Origin of the sequence: Cryocola sp. 340MFSha3.1 (assembly GCF_000383315.1) — a bacterium.
Taxonomy (GTDB): domain Bacteria; phylum Actinomycetota; class Actinomycetes; order Actinomycetales; family Microbacteriaceae; genus Leifsonia.
The window spans coordinates 757,655-779,634 of sequence record NZ_KB911088.1; the positions used below are offsets into that span (position 1 = coordinate 757,655).

20 protein-coding genes and 1 pseudogene are annotated in these 21,980 nt (G+C 68.3%); 16 read left to right on the forward strand and 5 right to left on the reverse strand.

What is annotated here, in order from left to right; all coding sequences use genetic code 11:
- Positions 1–18 precede the first annotated feature (18 nt).
- Positions 19–588: a TetR/AcrR family transcriptional regulator gene (locus tag H284_RS0114660; RefSeq protein WP_020076846.1), complete on the reverse strand. Its 570-nt coding sequence runs from the start codon at positions 586–588 to the stop codon at positions 19–21.
- A gap of 107 nt (positions 589–695) precedes the next feature.
- On the opposite strand from H284_RS0114660, the gene H284_RS0114665 reads away from it, so the two are divergent.
- Together H284_RS0114665 and H284_RS0114670 are read left to right on the forward strand one after the other, a co-directional pair.
- Positions 696–1,292, forward strand: coding sequence for a hypothetical protein (locus H284_RS0114665; RefSeq protein ID WP_020076847.1), 597 nt, complete (start codon positions 696–698; stop codon positions 1,290–1,292).
- 15 nt (positions 1,293–1,307) lie between these two features.
- A complete protein-coding gene (locus tag H284_RS0114670) occupies positions 1,308–1,613 on the forward strand; it encodes an EthD family reductase (protein ID WP_018192089.1) in 306 nt (101 codons plus the stop codon).
- 25 nt (positions 1,614–1,638) lie between these two features.
- Here H284_RS0114670 and H284_RS0114675 read toward each other — a convergent pair.
- The 3 genes and pseudogenes from H284_RS0114675 to H284_RS0114685 all read right to left on the reverse strand — a co-directional run.
- Positions 1,639–3,288 (reverse strand): annotated as a pseudogene (locus H284_RS0114675) (MDR family MFS transporter); the annotation flags it as partial.
- 13 nt (positions 3,289–3,301) lie between these two features.
- Positions 3,302–3,904, reverse strand: a complete 603-nt coding sequence (locus H284_RS0114680) for a TetR/AcrR family transcriptional regulator (protein ID WP_020076848.1) — start codon at positions 3,902–3,904, stop codon at positions 3,302–3,304.
- Between the two features lie 44 nt (positions 3,905–3,948).
- Entirely contained in the window at positions 3,949–4,953 is a 1,005-nt protein-coding gene (locus tag H284_RS0114685; protein WP_020076849.1) for an AraC family transcriptional regulator, read from the reverse strand.
- Positions 4,954–5,231: 278 nt separating this feature from the next.
- Between H284_RS0114685 and H284_RS0114690 the strand changes: the two genes are divergently transcribed.
- The 13 genes from H284_RS0114690 to H284_RS0114750 all read left to right on the forward strand — a co-directional run bounded on the left by H284_RS0114690 (position 5,232) and on the right by H284_RS0114750 (position 20,330).
- Positions 5,232–5,549 carry a hypothetical protein gene (locus tag H284_RS0114690; protein WP_020076850.1) on the forward strand — a complete coding sequence of 106 codons (318 nt, stop codon included), beginning with the start codon at positions 5,232–5,234 and terminating at the stop codon, positions 5,547–5,549.
- Between the two features lie 251 nt (positions 5,550–5,800).
- Positions 5,801–6,886, forward strand: a complete 1,086-nt coding sequence (locus tag H284_RS0114695) for a nitrilase-related carbon-nitrogen hydrolase (RefSeq protein ID WP_018192084.1) — start codon at positions 5,801–5,803, stop codon at positions 6,884–6,886.
- Positions 6,887–7,059: 173 nt separating this feature from the next.
- Positions 7,060–8,136 (forward strand): sugar ABC transporter substrate-binding protein, encoded by a 1,077-nt coding sequence (locus H284_RS0114700; protein ID WP_020076851.1) that lies wholly within the window; start codon positions 7,060–7,062, stop codon positions 8,134–8,136.
- A gap of 104 nt (positions 8,137–8,240) precedes the next feature.
- A complete protein-coding gene (locus H284_RS0114705) occupies positions 8,241–9,749 on the forward strand; it encodes a sugar ABC transporter ATP-binding protein (RefSeq protein WP_020076852.1) in 1,509 nt (502 codons plus the stop codon).
- 41 nt (positions 9,750–9,790) lie between these two features.
- On the forward strand, positions 9,791–10,873 hold the full coding sequence (locus H284_RS0114710; RefSeq protein ID WP_231371250.1) for an ABC transporter permease: 1,083 nt from the start codon (positions 9,791–9,793) through the stop codon (positions 10,871–10,873).
- A gap of 55 nt (positions 10,874–10,928) precedes the next feature.
- Entirely contained in the window at positions 10,929–11,909 is a 981-nt protein-coding gene (locus H284_RS0114715) for a LacI family DNA-binding transcriptional regulator (protein ID WP_020076853.1), read from the forward strand.
- 45 nt (positions 11,910–11,954) lie between these two features.
- Positions 11,955–12,896 (forward strand): aldo/keto reductase, encoded by a 942-nt coding sequence (locus H284_RS0114720; protein WP_020076854.1) that lies wholly within the window; start codon positions 11,955–11,957, stop codon positions 12,894–12,896.
- A 43-nt stretch (positions 12,897–12,939) separates the two neighbouring features.
- Positions 12,940–14,589, forward strand: coding sequence for a GMC family oxidoreductase (locus H284_RS0114725; RefSeq protein WP_020076855.1), 1,650 nt, complete (start codon positions 12,940–12,942; stop codon positions 14,587–14,589).
- A gap of 29 nt (positions 14,590–14,618) precedes the next feature.
- The gene (locus H284_RS0114730; RefSeq protein ID WP_018192077.1) at positions 14,619–15,335 is read left to right on the forward strand and encodes a gluconate 2-dehydrogenase subunit 3 family protein; all 717 of its coding nucleotides are present in this window, start codon (positions 14,619–14,621) and stop codon (positions 15,333–15,335) included.
- A gap of 108 nt (positions 15,336–15,443) precedes the next feature.
- Positions 15,444–16,427: a LacI family DNA-binding transcriptional regulator gene (locus H284_RS0114735; RefSeq protein WP_018192076.1), complete on the forward strand. Its 984-nt coding sequence runs from the start codon at positions 15,444–15,446 to the stop codon at positions 16,425–16,427.
- 415 nt (positions 16,428–16,842) lie between these two features.
- Positions 16,843–17,853, forward strand: a complete 1,011-nt coding sequence (locus H284_RS0114740; RefSeq protein ID WP_018192075.1) for an NADP-dependent oxidoreductase — start codon at positions 16,843–16,845, stop codon at positions 17,851–17,853.
- A gap of 62 nt (positions 17,854–17,915) precedes the next feature.
- Positions 17,916–18,509, forward strand: coding sequence for a TetR/AcrR family transcriptional regulator (locus H284_RS0114745; RefSeq protein ID WP_020076856.1), 594 nt, complete (start codon positions 17,916–17,918; stop codon positions 18,507–18,509).
- 102 nt (positions 18,510–18,611) lie between these two features.
- Entirely contained in the window at positions 18,612–20,330 is a 1,719-nt protein-coding gene (locus tag H284_RS0114750) for a SulP family inorganic anion transporter (RefSeq protein ID WP_020076857.1), read from the forward strand.
- Positions 20,331–20,345: 15 nt separating this feature from the next.
- On the opposite strand, the gene H284_RS0114755 is transcribed toward H284_RS0114750, so the two are convergent.
- Complete coding sequence (locus H284_RS0114755) at positions 20,346–21,017, reverse strand: Type 1 glutamine amidotransferase-like domain-containing protein (protein ID WP_020076858.1); 672 nt, start codon at positions 21,015–21,017, stop codon at positions 20,346–20,348.
- 145 nt (positions 21,018–21,162) lie between these two features.
- Between H284_RS0114755 and H284_RS0114760 the strand changes: the two genes are divergently transcribed.
- Positions 21,163–21,756: a GNAT family protein gene (locus tag H284_RS0114760; protein WP_231371252.1), complete on the forward strand. Its 594-nt coding sequence runs from the start codon at positions 21,163–21,165 to the stop codon at positions 21,754–21,756.
- Positions 21,757–21,980 lie beyond the last annotated feature (224 nt).

The following is a 21,980-nucleotide window of genomic DNA, read 5'->3' on the forward strand; positions in this document are numbered from 1 at the left end:
GGGACGCCCGCCCGTCGCTCAGTGGGAGCGCGTCAACGCCCGCGCGCTCCGCAGGAAGGACGCCTCGAGCTCCTCGGCCGGGTCGAGGTAGCCGGCGACCATCGCGCCGTCGCGGATGAGCATCAGGTCGTCGGCGACACTGCGGGGATCCGCGAGCCCGAGAGGCTCGACGATCTCGCGGAACGTGTTTTTGCACCACGCGCGGTGAGCGTCGACCGTCTGGCGGACGGAGCTCTCCGGGTCGGGGTACTCGGCAGCGGCGTTGATGAAGGGACAGCCGCGGAATCCCTGCAGGCAGGAGAACTCCCCGAGCTGGGCGGCGATGAGCTGGAACACCCGGTCGGGGTCGCCGTCCGCAGCGGCGATCGCCCCCAGGATCCCGTCGCGCTCCTGCTGTGCGCGCAGTTCGAGGTGTGCGACGACCAGGTCGTCCTTGCTCTTGAAGTGGCGGTAGAAGGTCACCTTGGTGGTGCCGGCGCGTTCGATGACCTTGTCCACGCTGACCGCGCGCAGGCCTTCGGCGTAGAACAGCTCCGTCGCGGCGCCGACCAACAGCTCGCGCATCGACGTCTTCACGTTCTCGATCATAGGTGGCTCTTTTCCGGGTCGCTTGCGAACACCGCTCGTTTGTGACTGGGGTGACGCATGTAGAGTTACTAGTCATTCTACATTGACTTATGAGAGAACGGAACGGCATGACAACCACCACATCCGAGGCGCGTCCAGCGGCCATCGCCTCGTCCCTGCGCAGCCTCTACTTCGTCCGATTCGGCTTCGCGATCGTCTGGGCCATCATCGTCGGCGTGACGGCGGCGACCATCACGCCGCTGAGCGCCACGCTCCTCGTGCTCTACCCGGTGTTCGACGCTGTTGCCGCGGTCATCGATCACCGCGCCTCGCGGGGGACCCGATCGGCTGCCCTCCTGTACGTGAACATGGGGTTGAGCCTCCTCGCGGCCATCGGTCTGGCCTTCGCAGTGACGTCCGGCCGTGCCGCCGTGCTGCTGGTCTGGGGTCTGTGGGCGATCACGGCCGGCCTGGTGCAGCTCATCGTCGGGATCTCGCGGCGCTCTCTCGGAGGCCAGTGGCCGATGATCCTCAGTGGCGGCATCTCGGTGCTGGCAGGGGCGGCCTTCGCGCTGCAGTCCTCCGGAGCTTCGGCCTCCCTGGTGGGCCTGGCCGGCTACGCGACGCTGGGTGGCATCTTCTTCCTGGTGTCGGCCATCCGCCTCAGCCGGACCGCCAAGGCGAACGACCGATCCACCGAACAGCTCGTCACGAGCAACCGATAACGAAAGAAGGACACCATGCCCACCAAGATCACCCTCATCATCGACAACCCCGCCGACGCAGCCGCGTTCGAGCGCGACTACACCGAGGTCGAGGCGCTCGCCCGCCGCCTCCCTGGCCTTCTCAGAGTGGAGGCCGCAAAGGTCTGGCCCAAGGAGGACGGCACGCCCACCCCCGCGCACCGCACGCTCGATCTGTACTTCGACAGCTACGAGGACGCGTCCGCTGCGGTCTCCACACCGATCGCGGGCGAGTTCTTCCAGCGCCTGGTCGCAACGGGGACGCCGTTCACCGGACTCTTCTCGGACATCGAGCAGGGCTGACCGGCTCGCCTTCCCTCGGTAGGAGCTACGGCCTGGGCGCCGCCCCCGAGGCGGCGCCCTCGGCGGCTGCCCGCTGTTCCGCCTCCAGCCGCTCCGCTTCCTCTCCGCCGATCGCTTCGCCCCGCGCGACGAGGCCGGCCTGGTCCGAGAGTGGGATCTGCTTGAGGAAGAGGGCGAGCAGGAACGCCACCACGATGAAGGGCAGGAGGTACCAGAACACCGGTGCCAGGGCGTCCGCGTAGGCGTTCACCACGCCGGTGTGCAGTGCGTCCGGGAGCTTGTTGAGGGCCTCCGGGCTCAGCGTCGCGGTGGCACCCGCGGCGTCGGCGGGGGAGGCGCCGGCCTTCGTGAAGACGCTCGTGAGGTTCTCGGTCAGTCGCGTGGTGAACAGGGTTCCGAACACCGCAGTGCCGAGTGCCGCACCGACCTCCCGGAAGTAGTTGTTCGTCGAGGTCGCCACCCCGATCTGCGCCGCGGGGACCGCGTTCTGCACGACGAGCACGACGACCTGCATGATCAGACCCAGGCCGGCGCCGAAGACGAACAGGAAGACGCAGATCAGCCAGATCGGCGTCGACGCCGACAGCGTCGTCATGCAGACCATCGCGATGCCGGTGAGGATCGTCCCGAGGATGGGGAACAGCTTGTACTTCCCCGTCCGGGTGATCGCGATGCCCGACAGGATGGACGTGCCGATCAGCCCGACCATCATCGGCAGCAGCAGGAGACCGGAAGCCGCGGCGGACGTGCCCGACGACATCTGCAGGAACGTCGGGACGAAGCCGATGGCTGCGAACATCCCGATCCCGAGGGCGAGGCCGATCGCGGTCGCGTTCAGGAAGATCGGGTTGCGGAAGAGGGACAGCGGGATGATCGGGTCTTTCGCCCGCGCTTCGACCACCACGAAGAGCACCGCGGCGGCGAGCAGGCCGACACCCCAGGCCCAGGTGCCCAGCGAGCTCCAGCCGTGGTCCTTGTCGCCGCCGAAGTCGGTGAAGAAGATCAGGCAGGTGGTGGCGATGGAGAGGAGCAGGATGCCGAGGAGGTCGACCGGCTGGGTCGCCTTCTTGTTCGGCAGGCGCAGGGCGAAGAGGGCGATCACCAGGGCCGCGATGCCGACCGGGATGTTGATGTAGAACGCCCACTGCCAGGTCAGGTGGTCGACGAAGAAGCCGCCGAGCAGCGGACCGCCGACGGCGGAGAGGCCGAAGATGCCGCCGAGCGGTCCGAGGTATTTGCCGCGCTCGTTGGCCGGCACGATGTCGGCGATGATCGCCTGCGACAGGATCATGAGGCCGCCACCGCCGAGGCCCTGCATCGCGCGGAACACCACGAAGGTCCAGAAGTCGCCCGCGAATGCGCAGCCGATGGATGCCGCGGTGAAGACGGCGATCGCGATGATGAACAGCCACCGCCGGCCGAATACGTCGCCGAGCTTGCCGTAGACCGGCATCACGATCGTCGTGGCGAGCAGGTAGGCGGTGGTGATCCAGACCTGGTGCGAGACGCCGCCGAGGTCGCCGACGATGGTCGGCATGGCGGTCGAGACGATGGTCTGATCGAGGCTGGAGAGCAGCATCCCGGCGATGAGGGCGCTGAAGATGATCCAGATGCGGCGCTTGGTGAGCAGCATCGGCGCGGGGGCGATGGCCGTGGTCATGGTGTCCGTTCGGGTGTGGGTGAAGGGGTCAGACGAAGAGTTCGCGCACCACGCGGATGCGGCGGCGGACGATGGTGGGGAGATCGTCCGTCGTGTCCGGACGGAAGAACTCCTCGATGCCGGCGCGGAGCACACCGCCGACGAGCTGCACCGCGGCGGCGGCGCGAAGGTCGCCGGCGGGGAGGCCCTCGCGGCGCTCGACGAGTTCGATGTCGTCTCGCTCGGCGGCGCCGGCGACGGCGAGCATGTGGCCGACCAGACGCGGCTCCCGTTCGAAGGCCTGGATGAGCTGGGCGACCTCGTCCGCGGTGATGCCCCCGAACGACCAGCGGTCGAGGTGCAGGGCGACGAGATCGTCGACCAGGGCCGGGATCCCGCGTGCGCCGGAGGCGGCGAACCGTTCGGCGGCGCCGGACTCGTCGGCATCGACCGGGACGCCGATCACGGCGTTCTCCTTCGAGGCGAAGTAGTTGAAGAAGGTGCGGCGCGAGACGCCGACCTCGTCGCACAGCTCCTCGATCGTGTAGCCGTGGAGGCCGCGCTCGATGGTGAGTCGACGCGCGGCATCCTTGAGGCCGCGCGCGGTCTCGGCCTTGCGGCGGTCTCGGGTTGAAAGTGCACTCTCGGTCACGAGGTGCAAGTTTGCACTCTTTTACTGAGAGTGCAATGAGAGCGTCAGCCGGCTCGCCTGCCCTGCGAACGCACGGTGTCGGAGGGGCGTTCGCCGAACTCCCGCTGGTAGGCGGCCGCGAACCTGCCGAGGTGGATGAACCCCCAGCGGGCCGCCACCTCCGTGACCCGCGTGCTGCCCGGCTCCGCTGACTCCAGGTCGTCGTGAACCCGCTGGAGCCGGAGCCGCCGGAGGTACGCCATCGGTGTGGTGTCGAGCGACCGGCGGAATCCCTCCTGCAGGCTGCGCACGCTGACGGACACCTCCGCGGCGAGCTCGCCGACGGTCCAGGGATGCGCGGGGCTACTGCGCATCGCCTCCACCGCCCGGGACACGGGAGTCGTTCCGCTCGCGGGAGCGGGGCCGGCGAGAGCGGAGGAATAGTTGTGCGGCTGGGAGAACAGCAGGCTGTGCATCAAGACCTGCTCCAACCGCTGCGTGACCAGCGGATACGCCAATGGGCCGCCGTCATCCCGTTGCGAAGCGTCGTCGATGAGCTGGAGGGAGTGGAGCACCATCTGCCCTCCCGGGGTCGCGAGGTCGAGTTCGGCGCTGAACTCGAGGGGACGCGGGAGCTGCTCGCCGAGCAGGGCGGCCAGTTCGAGTTGCAGGGACTCGCGGGGGAACATCAGGGAGAGCTGGGCGAAGTGGTCGTCGCAGTCCAGCTCGACCGGTCGGCCGGGCATGAAGACACCCGCCGCCTGCTGTGTCCCGTAGACCGGTGTCCCCAGACCCGCGCGCATCATCGCGCGACCCACCGTCGGGATGTCGACGTGGAAGTTCTGCGCCTCCGCCGTCTGGATGCGGACCGCATCTCGGAATCGCATGTACCCGCACGTGACCTCGCCGACCTGCAATGCGTTGAGGTCCATCGCCATCGGGTCCGAGGCCCGCGCCGACGGGAAGTCGATGGGCAGGAAGACGTCGCTCAGCGCCTCCCGAGCCTCCTCGACCCCTCGGGACGACGCGATACGACGGGTCGCGAACATCTCCACCACCTCCGATCGCATGCCGGGATTCTATGTGTCGGTTCTGAGGGTCGGAGCGCGCTGCGTGCGCAGATCGGATGCTCGCCCGCGTTCGCCGGATATCGGGTTCGCCGCACGTGCGCATAGCGTCAAAACCGTCGCGGCGCCCCCGGCCCGACGACGCACGGTGGCCCTCCCCTTCGGGTGGGGAGGGCCACCGTGTCCTCGAAACAGTCCCGGTCCCTCCCGGCGACCGATGACCCCGAAGGCGGTACCCGTGCGGATAAGTGGCGCGCGCCGAACCGCGACGGTCGTGCTCCATGGATGAGTCCGACCTTCGCGGACGGCCGAGGTGGTGCTCCCGCTGCGGCGCCCGCACCCGGATCGTCGTCAACCCGTACTACGGCGTCGGACTCGCCGTCCACCAGTACATCTCGACCTGCAAACGCTGCGGACTCGTCGAGTTCGTGAAGACCAAGCGCGTCGAGCCGAAGGCCGCGGAGCTGAGCGACGTTCCGTCCGCACCTCCTCGGCGGGCGGTGCTGACCTGGGCGGCGGCCCATCGTGTCGCTCTGAGCATCGCGGTCATTCTCGGAGCGCTCTCGATCGCGATGGCGATCGCCGCCCTTGTCCGCTGATCCACCAGCACTTGTGAGTGCGCTCACTTTCAAGCGCTGGGTGAGGCGTGTCCGACTCGGGGGTGGATGGCGACTCAAACGAGCTGTCTGTAAAGCGACTTTGAACTGCATTTTTACTGCATGAGACCGGTTCTGCATGAGTGGGCGCCCAGCGCAATCGGAGTGCACCGGGGCGCAAAAGTCGCATTTGACAGCGTTCGATAGTGCGCTAACATGGCCGACACGAACCCCAATCAACAAAGGAGTTGGACGTGACTGAGCCGTACACAGTCGTAGCGCTCTCGCCGCTGCAGATCCCGATCGTCGAGCCGGAAGACGCGCTGAAGAACACCAAGCGCATCATCTCGTTCATGAAGACGGCGGTCGGCGTTGCTGCGACCGAGGGCTACCCGGTGAAGCTCGTCGTCATCCCCGAGATGGCGATCCAGGGAATGCACATGGCATTCACCGCAGGCAACCGCGAGGCGGAGAAGAAGTTCGCCCGCACCATCCCCGGTCCGGAGACCGACGAGCTCGGCAAGGCCGCGCGCGAACTGAACACCTACATCGCCGGCGAGCTGTACCTCGTCGCCGACGACGACTTCCCGGACCGCTACTTCAACTGCGCGTTCATGATCGACCCGAATGGCGACGTCATCTACCGCCGCGCGAAGGCGACCAGTGATGGCTTCGAGGGCGGCACCCTCGGAACCACCAACCCGCACGACCTGTGGGACGAGTGGATTCAGAAGAAGGGTGATGGCAACGTGATGGACGCCATCTACCCCGTCGCGAAGACGCCCGACATCGGCAACATCGGCTACGTGATCTGCCACGAGGGCGCGTACCCCGAGATCGCCCGGGGGCTCGCCATGAACGGCGCCGAGATCATCATCCGCGCCACCCTGATCGAGCCGCAGACCTCGCAGGGCATGTGGGAGGTGCAGAACAAGGCGCACGCGCTGTTCAACAACGCGATCGTCGTCGCACCGAACCTCGGCCCGGAGCTCGGTCCGGACGGCGTCATCAACGACCTCTTCGGCGGCCGGTCGATGATCGTCAACCAGCGCGGCAAGATCATCACCGAGACGCCGGGCGTGACCGCCGGCGACACCTTCGTCAGCACGACGATCGACATCGACGCCCTGCGACGCGACCGTCAGTCGAACGGCGTGTTCAACGGCTTCAAGGATCTGCGCACCGAGCAGTACGCGGCGATCTACGAGAAGCCGATCTACCCCAAGAACCAGTACCTCGACGCTCCTCCGTCGGAAGGCTGGCTGGCCCGCGAGCGCGAGACGCGCGCCCGCAACATCAAGCTGCTCGAGGAGCGCGGGGTCTTCACCCCGCTCGACTGAGCGACCGACGGCGGCGGCATCCCGGACGAGTCCATCCCCTTGGTCCGGGATGCTGCCGCCCGCACCACCTGCACCACGCACCATCCGCTCCACGCCCCCCCACGTGGCGCCGCCCGGCGCACGAACACCCCCAGCTCTACCTCGCACCGATCACCTCACAAGGAAGTGGAAAAATGATCAGCACCCGAACCCGGTCCATCCTCAAAGTCGCAGGAATCGCCGCGGCCACAGCGCTCCTCTTCACCGGATGCGCACGCGGCGGAACCGACGGAGCCGCCGCGAGCGACACCGACAAGAAGACGGGCAAAGGCCTCGTCATCGGCTGGAGCCAGCGCGGCATCAGCGGCAGCGACTGGTGGAAGACCCTCGTCGAGGGCGGCCAGGCCGAGGCGAAGAAGCTGGGTGCGACCATCCAGCTCCTCGACGCGAACGGCGACACGGTCCGCCAGAACGCCGACGTGCAGACCCTCATCACGAAGAACGTCGACGTGGTGATCATGAACCCGAACGACCCGATCGGCGTCGGCGCGTCCGTTGCCGCGCTGCAGAACGCGGACGTCCCCCTGGTGACCGTCAACTCCAACCTCGACCCCTCGCTGGTCAAGGACATGTACTGCTACGTCGCCGAGGACCAGGGCTACACCGGCTCCCTTGCCGGCGAGGTCGCTGCGAAGAAGGCGCTTGAGAAGTTCGGCGAGACCGGCGAGATCAAGATCGTCGGCATCGGCGGCTTCCCGGGCGATGTCCTCAGCGATCTGCGCTTCAACGGGTTCATGAAGGGTTACGAGAAGGTCATGAAGGACCACCCCGGAATCACGACGAAGAAGCTCGAGACGAAGTACGGCGAGTGGAAGCCGGACAAGGCTCTCGCGCCCATCCGCGATGTCGCGACGGCGAACCCCGACCTCAAGATCGTCTACAGCATGAGCGACGTGATGGAGGGCGGCATCGAGCAGGGTCTCCAGCAGGCAGGCATCTGGGGCGACGGCGTCATCGTCGCCGGTTACGACGGCGGAATGAACGTCGTCAAGGAGATGGTCGACAACCCGACCGGTCCGCTGCAGGCCACCGCCTCCAACCAGCCCTGGGACCAGGGGGTCGCCGCGGTGAAGATGGCCGTCGCCGCCTACAACAACGACAAGTCGGCGTGCCCCAAGAAGGAGGTCTTCATCAAGACCACCGTGGTCACGCCGGAGACCGCCAAGCAGTACTACAAGCCCGCCGACACCTACGTGCGGGCGAACGACTAGGCGCGAAGCAGCGCCTCCAGGAGTCGCTGCGCCCGATGTCATCGGTTCGGGCGCAGCGACCAGGTCTTCGAAGAACACACGTCACAAGGAAGTGCAGAGGAAACATGGACGAGCTCCAGCTCGAGGGCATCACCAAGGGATACCTCGGAGTCCAGGCCCTCAAGGGGGTCAGCTTCTCGGTCAAGCGGGGAAGCATCCACGCCCTGGCGGGTCAGAACGGCGCCGGCAAGTCGACGCTCGTCAAGATCCTCTCCGGTGCCGAGACGCCCGACGGCGGAACCATCCGCCTCGGCGGCGAGGTCATGCGGTTCCGGGAGCCGACGGATGCGCAGGCCGCCGGCATCCACACCATCTACCAGGAGCTGAGCCTCGTGCCGTCGCTCTCGGTGGCGGAGAACATCTTCCTCGGCACGCTGCCCACCAAGGGCGCGGTCGTCGACTGGAACACGATGCAGGCGAAGGCGCGCGAGGCGCTGGCGCGGGTCGGCTTCGACCTCGATGTCCGTCAGCCCGTCTCGAGCTTCTCCGTCGCGGAGCAGCAGGCCGTCGAGCTGGCCAAAGCGCTCCACAAGGATGCGCGGGTGCTGCTCCTCGACGAGCCGACCTCGACCCTCCCGCTGCCCGACGTCGAGCGCCTGTTCACGGTGCTGCGACGCCTCGCCGCCGAGGGCGTCACCCTCCTGTACATCTCTCACCGCATGGATGAGCTCTACAACCTGTGCGATGCGGTCACCGTCCTACGAGACGGCGTCACGGCCGCGAACCTGAGCACGGCGGAGACCAAGCCCGCGGATGTCGTGACGGCCATGGTCGGAAAGAGCCTCGAAGGATCGATCGCCGACGCCGCCCTGCGTGGCGAGCGCAGCCCCCGGCTCGGCGCCGGCCGCACCGACACCGTCCTGATGTCCGCACGCGGCCTCGGTGAGGACGAACGGGTCTCGGACATCGACTTCGACCTGTACCAGGGCGAGGTGCTCGGCATCGCCGGTCTCATCGGCTCGGGCCAGTCGGAGCTCGCGAGCCTGCTCGCCGGCGCCCGCAGGAAGACGGACGGCGCGCTCCTGATGGACGACAAGCCGGTCGACTTCGCTTCGCCGCGAGACGCCATCCGTCGCGGCATCGGCTTGCTGCCGCAGGATCGAAAGGCGCAGGGCTTCATCCCGGAGATGGGCGTCGCCGGCAACATCACGCTCGCGAGCATGCCGATGTTCAGCCGGCTGTCCGTCATCGACGGCAAGCGCGAGAAGCGCGCAGCGCAGGACATGGTGACGAAGCTCGGGATGAAGGTCTCCGGCGTCAACCAGCCGATGAAGACCCTGAGCGGCGGGACGCAGCAGAAGGGCATCCTCGCCCGGTGGCTCGTGCGCTCCTCCCGTCTCCTCATCTGCGACGAGCCGACCCGCGGTGTCGATGTCGGCGCCAAGGAGGACATGTACGAGCTGATCCGCGACTTCGCCCGGTCGGGCGGAACCGTGATCATCGCGAGCTCCGAGATCTCGGAGGCGATGATGTGCGACCGCGTCCTCGTGATGGCGCGCGGCCGCGTCGTGGCCGAGTTCGATCACGACGAGATCGATCCGCAGGGCCAGCGGATCCTCCAGCTGCTCGCCTGAGCGGCACCGAATCCAGAAAAAGACCCCTGACGAGAAACCCAATGACGGGAAAGACAATGTCGAACAACACCCTCCAAGAGCCGGTGAAGTCCACCGGCGAGTCCTCGGACACGCGCTCCCGCTCGGCGTGGAGCAGCGTCCTCAAGCGCCTCCTGCCGAAGACCTACCTCCTGCTGGTGCTCGTCGTGATCATCGTGATCGGCTACTACGTCTCCGGCGACTTCCTCACGCTGAGGAACGCGGAGAACGTGATCGCGGCGGCGTCCATCGTGGCGGTGCTCGCGGTCGGCCAGTTCTTCGTGATCCTCACCGGCGGCATCGACCTGTCGGTCGGCTCCATCCTGGCCATGTCCACCGTCATCGTCGCGCTGACCCTGCAGGCCGGGATGGCGACCGGGCTCTCGGTGGCCTTCACCCTGTTCTGCTGCGGGATCGCCGGGTTGATCAACGGCCTGCTCGTCGTGTGGCTGCGCATCCCGCCGTTCATCGCGACGCTCGCCATGATGAGCGCCGTCAAAGGCTTCAGTTACATCATCCAGTCGACCAGCCTCATCCAGATCACGGATCAGACCTTCATCGACCTGTTCGCCCGCGGCACGAGCCTCGGCCTGCAGAACCCCGTCATGATCTTCCTGGTCGTGATGATCGTCGCCGCACTCGTGGCGAAGTTCACCACCTTCGGCCGCTCGCTCTACGCGATCGGCGGCAACCCGGAGGCCGCACGCCTGTCGGGTCTCCCGGTGGCGCGCAACCTGATCATCACGTACACGATGTCCGGACTGCTGGCCGGCCTGGCCGGCCTCATCGCCGCTGCCCAGCTGCGTCAGGGGAGCTCCCTCATCGGTGTCGGGTACGAGCTGGATGCGATCGCGGCCGTCGTGGTCGGCGGCGCCTCCCTGATGGGCGGCAAGGGCGACCCGATCAGCGCGGTCATCGGTGTGTTCGTCCTCGCGACGATCATCAACGTGATGAACCTGGTGGGCATCTCCTCGGAGCCCCAGCTCGTCATCAAGGGCGCGGTGATCGTGGTCGCGGTCTTCCTGTCCAGCGCGGGAGGCGTTCAGAGGATCTCCGGATTCTTCCGCAAGCACTTCGGCCGCCGCACCGTCCGGGCTGCGAGCTGATGACGTGTCGGCACCATCGAGCAACGAGAACCCGTCGACGACTCGCGGTGCCAGGATGATCGATGTCGCGCGTCTCGCCGGGGTCTCCCAGCAGACCGTCTCGCGAGTGGTCAACGGAAGCCCCAACGTGGCCCCGGAGATCCGGGATCGCGTGGAGGTGGCCATCCGCCAGCTCCGCTACCGCCGCAACCCCGCGGCACGCGCCCTGGCGAACGGCCGGACGATGAACATCGGGATCGTCAGCTTCGGCCTGGCCCAGTACGGCCCGTCCGTCGCCCTGAGCGGCATCGCCGACGAGGCCAGGAAGGCCGGCTACGCGACCAACCTCGTCACCCTCGGCGACGTGGACCGGGCCGCCATGAAAGCCGCCCTCGACCACCTGGTGGAGGACTCCGTCGACGGGATCGTCGTCCTGGCACCCGTGCAGGCGGCACTCGAGGCGATCTCCGGGCTGGATGCGGGAGTGCCGCTCGTGGTCTTCGAGCCCGGTGCCCCGGAGGGGACGCGGAGCGTCGCGACGGACGAGGTCGCCGGAGCGGAACTCGCGACGCAGTACCTCCTCGACCTCGGCCACGAGACGGTCTGGCAGGTGGCGGGTCCGGCCGGATGGCTGGGCAGCGAGGCGCGGATCCGGGGCTGGGCGCGCACCCTCGCCTCGGCGGGGCGCGTCACCAACCGGGTCATCTTCGGCGACTGGTCGACCCGCTCCGGGTATGACGCGGGGTGCGAGATCGCGCGCAACCCGAAGATCACGGCGGTCTTCGTCGCCAACGACCAGATGGCGCTCGGCGTCGTCAAGGCTCTCGCCGACGCGGGCCTCCGCGTGCCGGAGGACGTCAGCGTCGTCGGCTTCGACGATGTCCCCGAGTCGCAGTACTACCAGCCGGCGCTCACCACCGTTCGCCTGGACTTCGAGGAGGTCGGGCGCCTGGCGGTCGACCGCATCCTGCACCTGATGCGGGGTGGCCAGGCCGGCCCGCTTCCCCGGGTCGACCCGACGCTCGTCGTCCGACAGAGCACCGCGCCGCCCTCCTGAACGAACACGAACCACCCACACCCCTTGAGAGAGAAAGCGAAGCTCATGACCACCAAACAATTCGGGCGCACCAGCCTCACCGTCTCCGACGTCTGCGTCGGAACCAGCGCCCTCGGCAGCTTCCCCGCCCAGTACGGATACGAAGTGGACACCGAGACGGCGGTCGCGACGATCCGGCGCGTCTTCGAGGGACCGTTCACCTTCATCGACACGTCCAACGAGTATGGCGGCGGCGAGAGCGAAAAGCGCATCGGGCAGGCCATCCGTGAGAACGGGGGAGTCCCGGAAGGCGTCGTCGTCGCCACCAAGGTCGACCCGATTCCGGGGACCACCGACTTCTCCGGCGACCGCGTCCGTCGATCGGTCGAGGAGAGCCTCGAACGGCTCGGCCTCGACACCCTCCCGCTGGTCTACCTGCACGACCCCGAGAAGATCAGCTTCGAGGAGGGCGTCGCTCCCGGCGGCCCGCTCGACGCCCTGATCGCCCTGCGCGACCAGGGGGTCATCGACTACCTCGGTGTCGCCGGCGGACCGATCGACCTCGAACTGCAGTACCTCGCGACCGAGGCCTTCGACGCGGTCATCAGCCATAACCGGTTCACGCTCGTCGACCAGTCGGCCGAGCCGCTGCTCGACGACGCCCAGGCGCGCGGGGTGGCCTTCGTGAACGCGGCACCGTTCGGCGGCGGGATGCTCGTGAAGGGCCCTGACGCCGTCCCCACCTACTGCTACGCCCCCGTCGCCGACGAGGTGCTGGAGCGCGTGCGCCGGATGGAGGCCCTCTGCGCCGAGCACGGAGTCCCGCTCGCCGCCGCCGCCCTGCAGTTCTCGCTGCGTGACCCGCGGGTCACCTCCACCATCGTCGGGATGTCCGAGCCCAAGCGGGTCGCCCAGACGGTCGAGCTCGCCGAGTTCGAGATCCCCGACGCCCTCTGGGATGCGCTGCTGCCGATCGCGCGACTGGGTCGCGCCGGCGTGCTCGCCTGAGCGAAGCATCCCGGACCAGAACGTTCACACGGAAGGACAGACAATGACCACCCTCAAGAACCCCGAGCCCGTCGACGTCGTGATCGTCGGCGCCGGCGCCGGCGGTGCGACCGCCGCCAAGGTGCTGACCGAGGCCGGCCTCCGCGTCGTCGGTCTCGAGCGGGGCCCGTGGCTGAAGCCCGAGCACGCATCCGGCGACGAGCTGAAGTTCCTCAACCGCAACTTCATCTGGCAGGACCCGAAGCTCAAGCCCCGCACCTATCGCCAGAACGACAGCGAGGAAGCCGTCATCACCAACTTCTCGGCGACCCCCCAGGTCGTCGGCGGCGGCACCACCCACTGGGGCGGCATGGTCCCGCGGATGACGGAGAACGACTTCCGCCTCCGCTCGATCCACGGCGTCGTCGAGGGCGCGAGCCTCGTCGACTGGCCCATCACCTACGACGACCTCGAGCCGTACTACACCCGCGTGGAGTGGGAGTTCGGCACCTCGGGCCTCGGCGGGGCCAACCGGTGGGAGGGACGCCGCAGCCGCGACTACCCCACAAAGCCGGCGCCGCTCAGCCAGATCGGCCGCAAGTTCGCCACGGCGATGAACAAGATGGGGCACAGCACCTTCCCGATGCCGCAGGGCATGGTGACCGAGCCGTACCGGGGCCGCAAGCCGTTCAGCGAGAACGGGTTCTGGCAGCAGTACCCCGACCCGGGCAACGGCAAGTCGTCGACGCTGATCAGCTTCATCCCGGATGCCATCAACACCGGCCTGTACGACCTGCGCTCCGACTGCTACGTCAGCGAGATCCTCGTGGACAAGACGGGCAAGGCGACCGGGGTGCGCTACCAGGACGAGAACGGCAACGAGTTCGTCCAGAACGCCAAGGCCGTCATCGTCTGCGGCGGCGGCATCGAGACGCCGCGCCTGCTCCTCATGTCGAAGTCGGCGCTCTTCCCCGACGGCCTCGGCAACGGGAGCGGCCAGGTCGGCAAGAACGCGACGTTCCACCAGTACTCGTTCTCCGTCGGCCTGTTCGACAAGGAGCTGCACGATCCGCTCTACGGATGGTCCGGCCACTACATGAACCTGTGCTCGTTCGACTTCTACGAGACCGACGAGTCGCGCGGGCACATCCTCGGCTCGCTGATCTTCCCGTCGATGCTCGGGCACCCCGTCAACTGGAGCTTCCCGGGCCGGCCCACGTGGGGCCAGGCCGCGAAGGACGCCGACCGCGACCTGTTCAACTACAGCATGAAGATCGGCATCCTGCTCCACGATCTGCCGGTCGAGTCGAACCGCGTCGACCTGGATCCGACGGTGAAGGACGCGTGGGGCCTCCCGGTCGCCCGCATCACCCACACGCCGCACGCGAACGACTTCGCGCAGGAGAAGTGGCAGGTGAAGAAGAACGGCGAGATCCTCGAGGCCGCGGGAGCATCCAAGGTCGTGCCGGTCAACATGGAGCGGATCACGGGCAACACCTCGCACGAGCTCGGCACCGCCCGCATGGGCAACGACCCGGCGACCTCGGTCGTCGACAAGTGGTGCCGGTCGCATGAGGTGCCCAACCTCTACGTGTTCGACGCGAGCTTCTTCCCCACGGCCACCGGCATCAACCCCGCGCTGACGATCATGGCCAACGCCTGGCGCTGCGCCGACCGCATCATCGCTGTGGACCGCCACGGCTGGACCGACTGACACCGCGACTTCAGAGGAGACGACGAAACATGGGACAGGCAGAATGGGTGACCGTACCGATCTCCACGCGAGACACGGATGGTCCGCTCTTCTTCACGGAGCACGAATGGGCGACTGTCGAGGCCGCCACTGCGCGCATCATTCCGACGGACCACCACCCGGGGGCGAAGGAGGCGGGCGTGGTCCGCTTCATCGACCGGATGCTGGCGGGGACGCAGTTCGTCTTCCCCGCCGCTGACGGCAAGGGGTTCCTCCGCATGGAGGGGCTCGAGGAGAAGGCCTGGCAGGAGCGCATCGAGAGCCGCCAGCGGTTCTACCGCGAGGGCATCGTCGAGCTGGACGCGATCTCGGCCGAGAAGTTCGGCTCCGAGTTCATCGCGCTCGACGATGAACAGCAGGATGCCGTGCTCGAGACCATCTCGAAGAAGGAGAAGCCGGCGAGGTTCGTCTTCACCGAATCCGACGGTCAGGGCAGCGGGGGAGCGCCGGCCGGCAACCAGCCGGTCAACGAGGACTTCCTCGAGTTCTTCCCGCTCCTCGTACTGAACACCCGGCAGGGCTTCTACGGCGATCCGGTCTACGGCGGGAACGACAACCGCGTCGGGTGGAGGGTCATCGGGTTCCCGGGGCCGCCGTCGCTGGCGTCGACCATGGACGGCAGCTACACCACGCTGGAGTACATGATCCCCGAAGCGGAGTGGCCGTACGAGCAGCACCCAGCGGTGCTGCGTTACGGCAACCGCTGAGCCGTCGGCTCCACCCGTCACCGGCCGGGCGCTCGCAGGCGCCCGGCCGGTGACGGCCATAATTGGGGGATGACGGAGACGAGAACCGGCGTGCCGCGTGCGGCGCGCATGGTCGATGTGGCCCGCCTCGCCGGAGTGTCGCAGCAGACGGTCTCGCGGGTGGTCAACGGCCACAGCAACGTCTCTCCCGACATCCGGGACCGGGTGGAGGCCGCGATGGTGCAGCTGCGCTACCGCCGGAATTCCGCCGCGCGGGCGCTGGCGACCAGCCGGTCGATGAACCTCGGGGTGCTCAGCTATGCGCTCTCCGTCCACGGCCCGGCGCTGGCGCTGTTCGGTATCGCGGAGGAGGCGCGGCGCAACGGCTACTCGACGAGCCTCGTCAGCATCGCGGAGATCGACCAGGCCAGCATCCGGGCTGGCCTCGACTCGCTCGTCGACAGCGGCGTGGACGCGATCGTCGTGCTCGCGCCGATGACCGCGGCGGCGGAGGTCCTGCAGCGACTCGACTCCGACGTGCCCGTCGTGCGCTTCGAGCAGGGGTCGCCCGCGGGACCTGCCACGATCTCCATCGACGAGACGCTGGGCGCCCAGCTGGCGACCCGCCATCTTCTCGATCTCGGACACCGGACCGTCCACTTCGTGGGCGGCCCCGCAGGGTGGATGGCATCCGAGGCGCGTCGGCACGGGTGGCGGACGGAGCTCGCCCTCGCGGGCCGAACGGTCCCCGAGGTGTTCGAGTCGGACGATTGGTCCGCCGAATCCGGGTACCGGGCCGGGCTGAGGATCGCCGCCGACAGATCCATCACCGCGGTGCTGGCGATCAACGACGTGATGGCGCTCGGCGTCATCAAGGCGCTCGCCGACCAGGGAGTCAGCGTTCCCGGCGACGTGAGCGTCGTCGGTTTCGACGACCGGGACGAGTCCGCGTACTTCCAGCCCGCGCTGACGACCGTCCGGCTGGATTTCACCGAGGTCGGACGTCGCGCCGTCGAAAGCGTCCTGGGTGCGCTTCGAGGCGAGACGCCCGCCACCATCCCGCTGATCCAGCCCGAACTCAAGGTACGGGACAGCACGGGGCCGGTGCGCTGACTCCTCTGCTTTCGCGCTCACCCCACCAGTGCACCGTCCGGGTGCAGCACGACCTTGGTCCAGCCGTCGTCGCGGTTGTCGAAGTGCTCGTAGGCGTCGGGCGCCTCGTCGAGGGACAGCTCGTGGCTGACGATCCAGGACGGGGTGGCGCAGGCCTCAGCGGCTACGGCTCTGAGGGAGCGGTCGAGGGCCGTCCGGAATCATCAGAGGCAGCCCCGATCATGGTGATCGCCGACGTCGGGCTCGGGTGTCCCCGATCGCTCTGCACAGCGGGACTCATCCCATTTCCCATCGCACACGTGAGTGCATCAACACGCTGGATGCTCCCCCCGAGTCCTCGTCTGTGCAAGGGGTGCACGACACGATGTATTCTTGAGTACACTCAAAATTGAGTCCACTCAAGAAAGGTGCAGAGATGAAAGCCGTCGTTCTCCCCTCGTACGCGTCCTCCCTCCTCGTGGAGGATGTGCCGGAGCCGGTGCCCGGACCTCGCGACGTGCTGATCGACGTGCACGCCGCCGGTCTGAATCAGCTCGACGAGAAGCTCCGCGCGGGCGACTTCAAGCAGATCGTCCCGCTCGAGCTCCCCACGATCCTGGGGCACGATGTCGCCGGCACCGTCGCCGCGGTCGGGTCGGAGGTGCGGGCGTTCGCGCCGGGCGACCGGGTGTACGGGAGGGTGCGGGACGGGCGGATCGGCACCTTCGCTCAGCGCATCGCCGCCGACGAGAACGACCTGGCCCCCGTTCCGGCCGGCCTCACGATGCACGAAGCCGCATCCCTTCCCCTGGTTGCGCTGACCGCGTGGCAGGCGCTCGTGGGGCGGGCCCGGGTGCAGCCGGGACAGAAGGTCCTCATCCACGCCGGCGCCGGGGGAGTCGGCTCGATCGCGATCCAGCTGGCCACGCACCTCGGGGCCACGGTCGCCACGACGGCGAGTGCGGCGAACGCCGAGTTCGTGAGCTCGCTCGGCGCCGACACCGTGATCGACTATCGAGCGGACGATTTCGAGCAGCAGCTCAGCGGCTACGATGTGGTGCTCGACAGCGTGGGCGGCGAGAACCTCATGAAGTCGCTGCGCATCCTGCGCCCGGGTGGCGTCGCCGTCGGGATCGCCGGGCCGCCGGATCCGGCTTTCGCACGTCGGCTCGGACTCAATCCCGTCCTGCGCGCGGGCATAGCCGCGCTCAGCAGCAGTGTGCGCCGCACCGCCCGACGGCTCGGCGTGGAGTACTCCTTCCTGTGGATGTCGGCCAGCGGCGAGCAGCTGCGCCAGATCTCCGCGCTGGTCGAGTCCGGCGCGCTCCGTCCGATCGTCGACCGGGTCATCCCGTTCGAGGAGATCCCGGAGGCGGTCGCACGCCTGGGGAAGGGCGGCGGCCGCGGAAAGACCGTCGCCGCGATCGCGGGCGCTGGAGGGGACTGACCGACCGGGGGGCGCCCTGGGGCGCGTTAGGGTGATCACCAGCCGAACCGTGAAGGGATGAGATGACCGCCACCCCCGCAGCCCCCGGCCGGCGAGAACGCAACAAGCAGGAGAAACTCGACCGGATCATCGCGGCGGCCGGCGCCCTCTTCGCCGAGCGCGGCGTCGACGAGGTCACCACCCAGGAGGTGGCCGCGGCCGCGGACATCGGCGCGGGCACCCTGTTCTTCTACGCGCGCACCAAGGGCGAGCTCCTGCTGATGGTGCAGAACGCCCTCTACGCCGACGCGCTCGACGCGGGGCGCGAAGCCGCCCAGGCGCTCGATGATCCGGTGGATGCGGTGCTCGCCATCGCCGACCCGATCATCCACTGCAACCGCGCGCAGGTCGACAACGGGCGCACCTACCTCCGCGAGATGGTCTTCGGCGACCCGGCGGAACCGCACCACGCGAAGGCGCTCGAGATCGTGGCGCAGACCGAGCAGGCGATGGCCGAGACGATCGCGCGGACGGCCGGCAGTGCCGGCGACCCGGCCGTCCTGGCGCACATCGTCTCCGCCATCCTCTTCATCGCGATGTCCGCCAGTCCCGCCGGCACCAGCATGGAGGCGATCCGGGAGGATGTGCGGCGCCAGCTCGGGGCGCTGCTCGGGTAGCGGTCGGGTTTCAGGGGTCGGTCCATACAACCGCGATGAGGGCCCGCTTCCCCGGCAGGTGGCCCCTGCCCGCGCGCACGCGGCCTGCGGTATGACGTGCGTATGCCCAGGACCCGAGGCCGGGGCTCGAACGTCGTTCCGATCGCCGGCCAGCTTCGCACCTACAAGCGTTCGTGGCTGCGCGGCGATCTGATCGCCGGCGTGACCGTCGCCGCGCTCATCGTCCCCAAGAACCTGGGGTATGCGGGCATTGCGGGCATCCCGCTGCAGAACGGGCTCTACGCCGCCGCCGCCGGAGCGATCGTGTACGCGATCTTCGGCACCAGTCGGCAGATCTCGATGGGTCCGAGTTCCGGGCTGGCTGCCGTCGCCGCCAGCGCCGTGCTCGCCGCGGGCATCACGGGAGAGCAGGATGTCGCATCCTTCGTCGCCGGCATCACCCTCGCGTCGGGCATCCTGTTCCTGCTCCTCGCCGTGCTCAAGATGGGCTGGATCGCCCAGTTCCTCTCGCGTGCCGTAGTCACCGGGTTCCTGTTCGGCGCGGCGATCGACGTCGTCATCGGGGAGCTGCCGAAGCTGACCGGAACCGAGGTCACGGGGTCCAATCCCATCCAGGAGCTGTGGTCGTGGATCGGGTCGCTCGGCGACGCGCACCGGACGACGGTCCTCGTCGGAGTGATCTCGCTGGTCGTCGTCTTCGGGCTGCGGGCGATCGCGCCGCGCGTGCCCGGGGCACTGGTCCTCGTGGTGGGCGGGTTGGTGGCTGCGGCTGTCCTCGATCTCGGCGCCAAGGGCGTCGCGCTGGTCGGGGACGTTCCGCGAGGACTGCCCGCGCCCGAGGTTCCGGACCTGCCGCAGCTCTGGGAGCACGCCGGCACCGTCGCGGTCGCCGCGGTCGCTCTCGTGCTGATCGGGTTCTCGCAGACGGCGGGGGACGCGCGCACCTTCGCCGCCAAGCACCGCTACCAGATCGACATCAACCAGGAGTCTGTCGCCCAGTCGTTGGCGAACATCACGGCGGGGCTGTTCCGGGGAATGCCGGTCTCGACGAGCCTGTCGGCGAGCTCGCTGAACGACCGCTCCGGGGCGAAGACGGGGGTGGCCTCCCTCACCTCCGGGGTCACCGTCCTGCTGACGCTGCTGTTCCTGGCGCCGCTGTTCTCGAACCTGCCCAAGGCGGTACTCGGTGCGCTGATCATCGAGGCGGTGGTCATGGGGATGATGGATCTGCCGGAGATGCGCCGGCTCTTCCGGGTGAAGAAGGTCGACTTCTGGATCGCCGTCGTCGCCCTCCTCGGAACGCTGGTCTTCGGCGTGCTCGCGGGCGTCGTTATCGGCATCGGACTCTCGCTGGTGTGGCTGATCGCCGTGGCGACCCATCCGGAGATGCCGCTCCTCGGCCGGGAGCGCGGAACGCAGGTGTTCCGCGAAGTGGATGAGCACCCCGAGGACGAAGTGCTGCCCAGCGTGGCGGTGCTCCGGTTCGACGGCGGCCTCTTCTTCGCCACTGCTGACGCGCTCGAGGACAGGCTCCGCGATGTCATTCAGAGCGAGCCCGCACTCACCGGGGTCGTGATCGACTGCGAGGGAATCAACTTCATCGACTCGCAGGGCGCGGCCACGATGGCCGACCTCGTCACGCTCGCTCGCGACGCCGACCTCAACCTCCGCATCACCCGTCTGAAGCCGGGCCCACGGGCCGTTCTGGAACGGGATGGTGTGATCGCGTTGGTCGGCGCCGACCACATCCACGGCAACATCCACCGCGCCGTGCAGGCGGAACGGGATGCGGCCGAGCGCGGCCGGGACGACGCGGGCTAGTCCGCAGTCAAGGCCTCAGCGATCGAACCGCTCCCAGTGCCCCTCGCTGATCACCTCGACATGTCCGTCGACGACGGAGATCGCCGTCTGGTCGTCGATCGCGTAGGAGCGGCCCGGGATGCGCTCGGCCCAGCGCCGGGCGGATTCCGTCGTGTTCTCCGTCCAGCCGGGGTAGTCGAGGTGGGGGAAGATCGAGAAGTCGACGACGCCGAGGGTGTCGTCCGGGCCGTCCGGCTGCCAGTCGAGGAACTCCCGTCCAACGCGCGGCGTCATCACCATGCTTCCGGCACTCACGCCCACCCAGACGGTGTCGCTGAGCTCGGGCAGCAGCGCGGCCAGGCCCGACCGCTGCATCCACTCGAAGAGGTACCTGGCCTCGCCGCCGTCCACCAGCAGGACGTCCGTCTCGCGCACCCACGGCGTCCATCGGTCTTCCGCGAGGCTTGGCAGCGCCGTCAACTCGAGTACGCCGACAGATTTCCAGCCGAGGCCGACGAGACCCGGGCCGCCATCCCAGGCGTCCGCGGTCGACCGCCACACGCTCTCCGGGCTGCACGCGGGCTGCCCCCACTGCGCGGTCGGGATGAAGAGTGCCCTGCTCTCGGCGATCGGTTTGCCGAGCATCCCGACCAGCGCCTCGCGGATGCTGGCGTTGGTGACACCGCCGGACGTGAGAAGCAGCTTCATCGATTCCTCCCGAACGCGCTGGGCCGCCGCCCACCGTAGACGCGATCGGCGCGCGGCGGCAAGCATCGACGGGAGTCGAGCGCGGGATGGAGCCCTGCAGGGCTGCGGTGGTTGGATGGCGTGACGGATGCCGAAGGAGGCTCGCATGGCTGACGTGTACACGAAAGACCCTGTTCCGGCCGGGCTGGAGAACGCGGAGTTCGTGCTTCGTCCCATCGCCGCCGCCGACGCTGAGAAGGACCACGCCGCCGTCATGGAGTCGCGCGCCTACCTGCGGCTGTGGGAGCAGTCGGCCTGGCCCGAGGATGACTTCACGGTCGACGCTGACCGGGACGACCTGACCGGTCTCGCGGCCCGACATGCCGGCGGGAGGGCGTTCACGTTCACGGTGCTCAGCACGGACGGGGAACAGTGCCTGGGGTGCGTGTACCTCTTTCCTCCGGGAGCGACGTTCCTCGCGCGGGCGGCGGTGACCGCGCTCGGCGCGGACCGCTGGGAGGATCTCGACATCGTCGCCTACTTCTGGACCCGCCGCGCCCAGATGGAGAGCGGCATGGATGCGCGCCTGCTCTCCTCCCTCCGAACCTGGTTCGCACACGAATGGGCCGTCGGCCGGGTCGTCTTCGTCACCAGCGAACCGTTTACGCAGCAGGTGGACCTGTTCCGCACGGCGGGGCTGGAGCCGCGGTTCGAACTGGTCGAACCCGGCAAGCCCGCAGCGTACCTGGCGTTCGGGTAAGGGGCGGACGAGAGGACTCCGGCCCGGGACGCGGACGTGCGCCGGCCGCCAGCAATCGGACCGCGAACACGGGCATCTGGCAGAGTTCGCTTCTGGATGGTCGGCTTCCCCTGCCTTGAATGGACCGACCGCTCGAACACGAGGTTCACGGTGCCGCGTCATGATCCCGTGGCCGCTGTGTCTGAGTGGGTAGAGGGGCGCTTTGCTCTAGCGAGTAGGGGACA

Bases quoted from the DNA above. Each gene is read 5' to 3' on its own strand.
- H284_RS0114660 (WP_020076846.1), bottom strand. From the start codon at position 588: ATGATCGAGAACGTGAAGACGTCGATGCGCGAGCTGTTGGTCGGCGCC.
- H284_RS0114665 (WP_020076847.1), top strand. From the start codon at position 696: ATGACAACCACCACATCCGAGGCGCGTCCAGCGGCCATCGCCTCGTCC.
- H284_RS0114670 (WP_018192089.1), top strand. From the start codon at position 1,308: ATGCCCACCAAGATCACCCTCATCATCGACAACCCCGCCGACGCAGCC.
- H284_RS0114685 (WP_020076849.1), bottom strand. From the start codon at position 4,953: ATGCGATCGGAGGTGGTGGAGATGTTCGCGACCCGTCGTATCGCGTCG.
- H284_RS0114690 (WP_020076850.1), top strand. From the start codon at position 5,232: ATGGATGAGTCCGACCTTCGCGGACGGCCGAGGTGGTGCTCCCGCTGC.
- H284_RS0114700 (WP_020076851.1), top strand. From the start codon at position 7,060: ATGATCAGCACCCGAACCCGGTCCATCCTCAAAGTCGCAGGAATCGCC.
- H284_RS0114705 (WP_020076852.1), top strand. From the start codon at position 8,241: ATGGACGAGCTCCAGCTCGAGGGCATCACCAAGGGATACCTCGGAGTC.
- H284_RS0114710 (WP_231371250.1), top strand. From the start codon at position 9,791: ATGACGGGAAAGACAATGTCGAACAACACCCTCCAAGAGCCGGTGAAG.
- H284_RS0114715 (WP_020076853.1), top strand. From the start codon at position 10,929: ATGATCGATGTCGCGCGTCTCGCCGGGGTCTCCCAGCAGACCGTCTCG.
- H284_RS0114720 (WP_020076854.1), top strand. From the start codon at position 11,955: ATGACCACCAAACAATTCGGGCGCACCAGCCTCACCGTCTCCGACGTC.
- H284_RS0114725 (WP_020076855.1), top strand. From the start codon at position 12,940: ATGACCACCCTCAAGAACCCCGAGCCCGTCGACGTCGTGATCGTCGGC.
- H284_RS0114730 (WP_018192077.1), top strand. From the start codon at position 14,619: ATGGGACAGGCAGAATGGGTGACCGTACCGATCTCCACGCGAGACACG.
- H284_RS0114735 (WP_018192076.1), top strand. From the start codon at position 15,444: ATGGTCGATGTGGCCCGCCTCGCCGGAGTGTCGCAGCAGACGGTCTCG.
- H284_RS0114740 (WP_018192075.1), top strand. From the start codon at position 16,843: ATGAAAGCCGTCGTTCTCCCCTCGTACGCGTCCTCCCTCCTCGTGGAG.
- H284_RS0114745 (WP_020076856.1), top strand. From the start codon at position 17,916: ATGACCGCCACCCCCGCAGCCCCCGGCCGGCGAGAACGCAACAAGCAG.
- H284_RS0114750 (WP_020076857.1), top strand. From the start codon at position 18,612: ATGCCCAGGACCCGAGGCCGGGGCTCGAACGTCGTTCCGATCGCCGGC.
- H284_RS0114755 (WP_020076858.1), bottom strand. From the start codon at position 21,017: ATGAAGCTGCTTCTCACGTCCGGCGGTGTCACCAACGCCAGCATCCGC.
- H284_RS0114760 (WP_231371252.1), top strand. From the start codon at position 21,163: ATGGCTGACGTGTACACGAAAGACCCTGTTCCGGCCGGGCTGGAGAAC.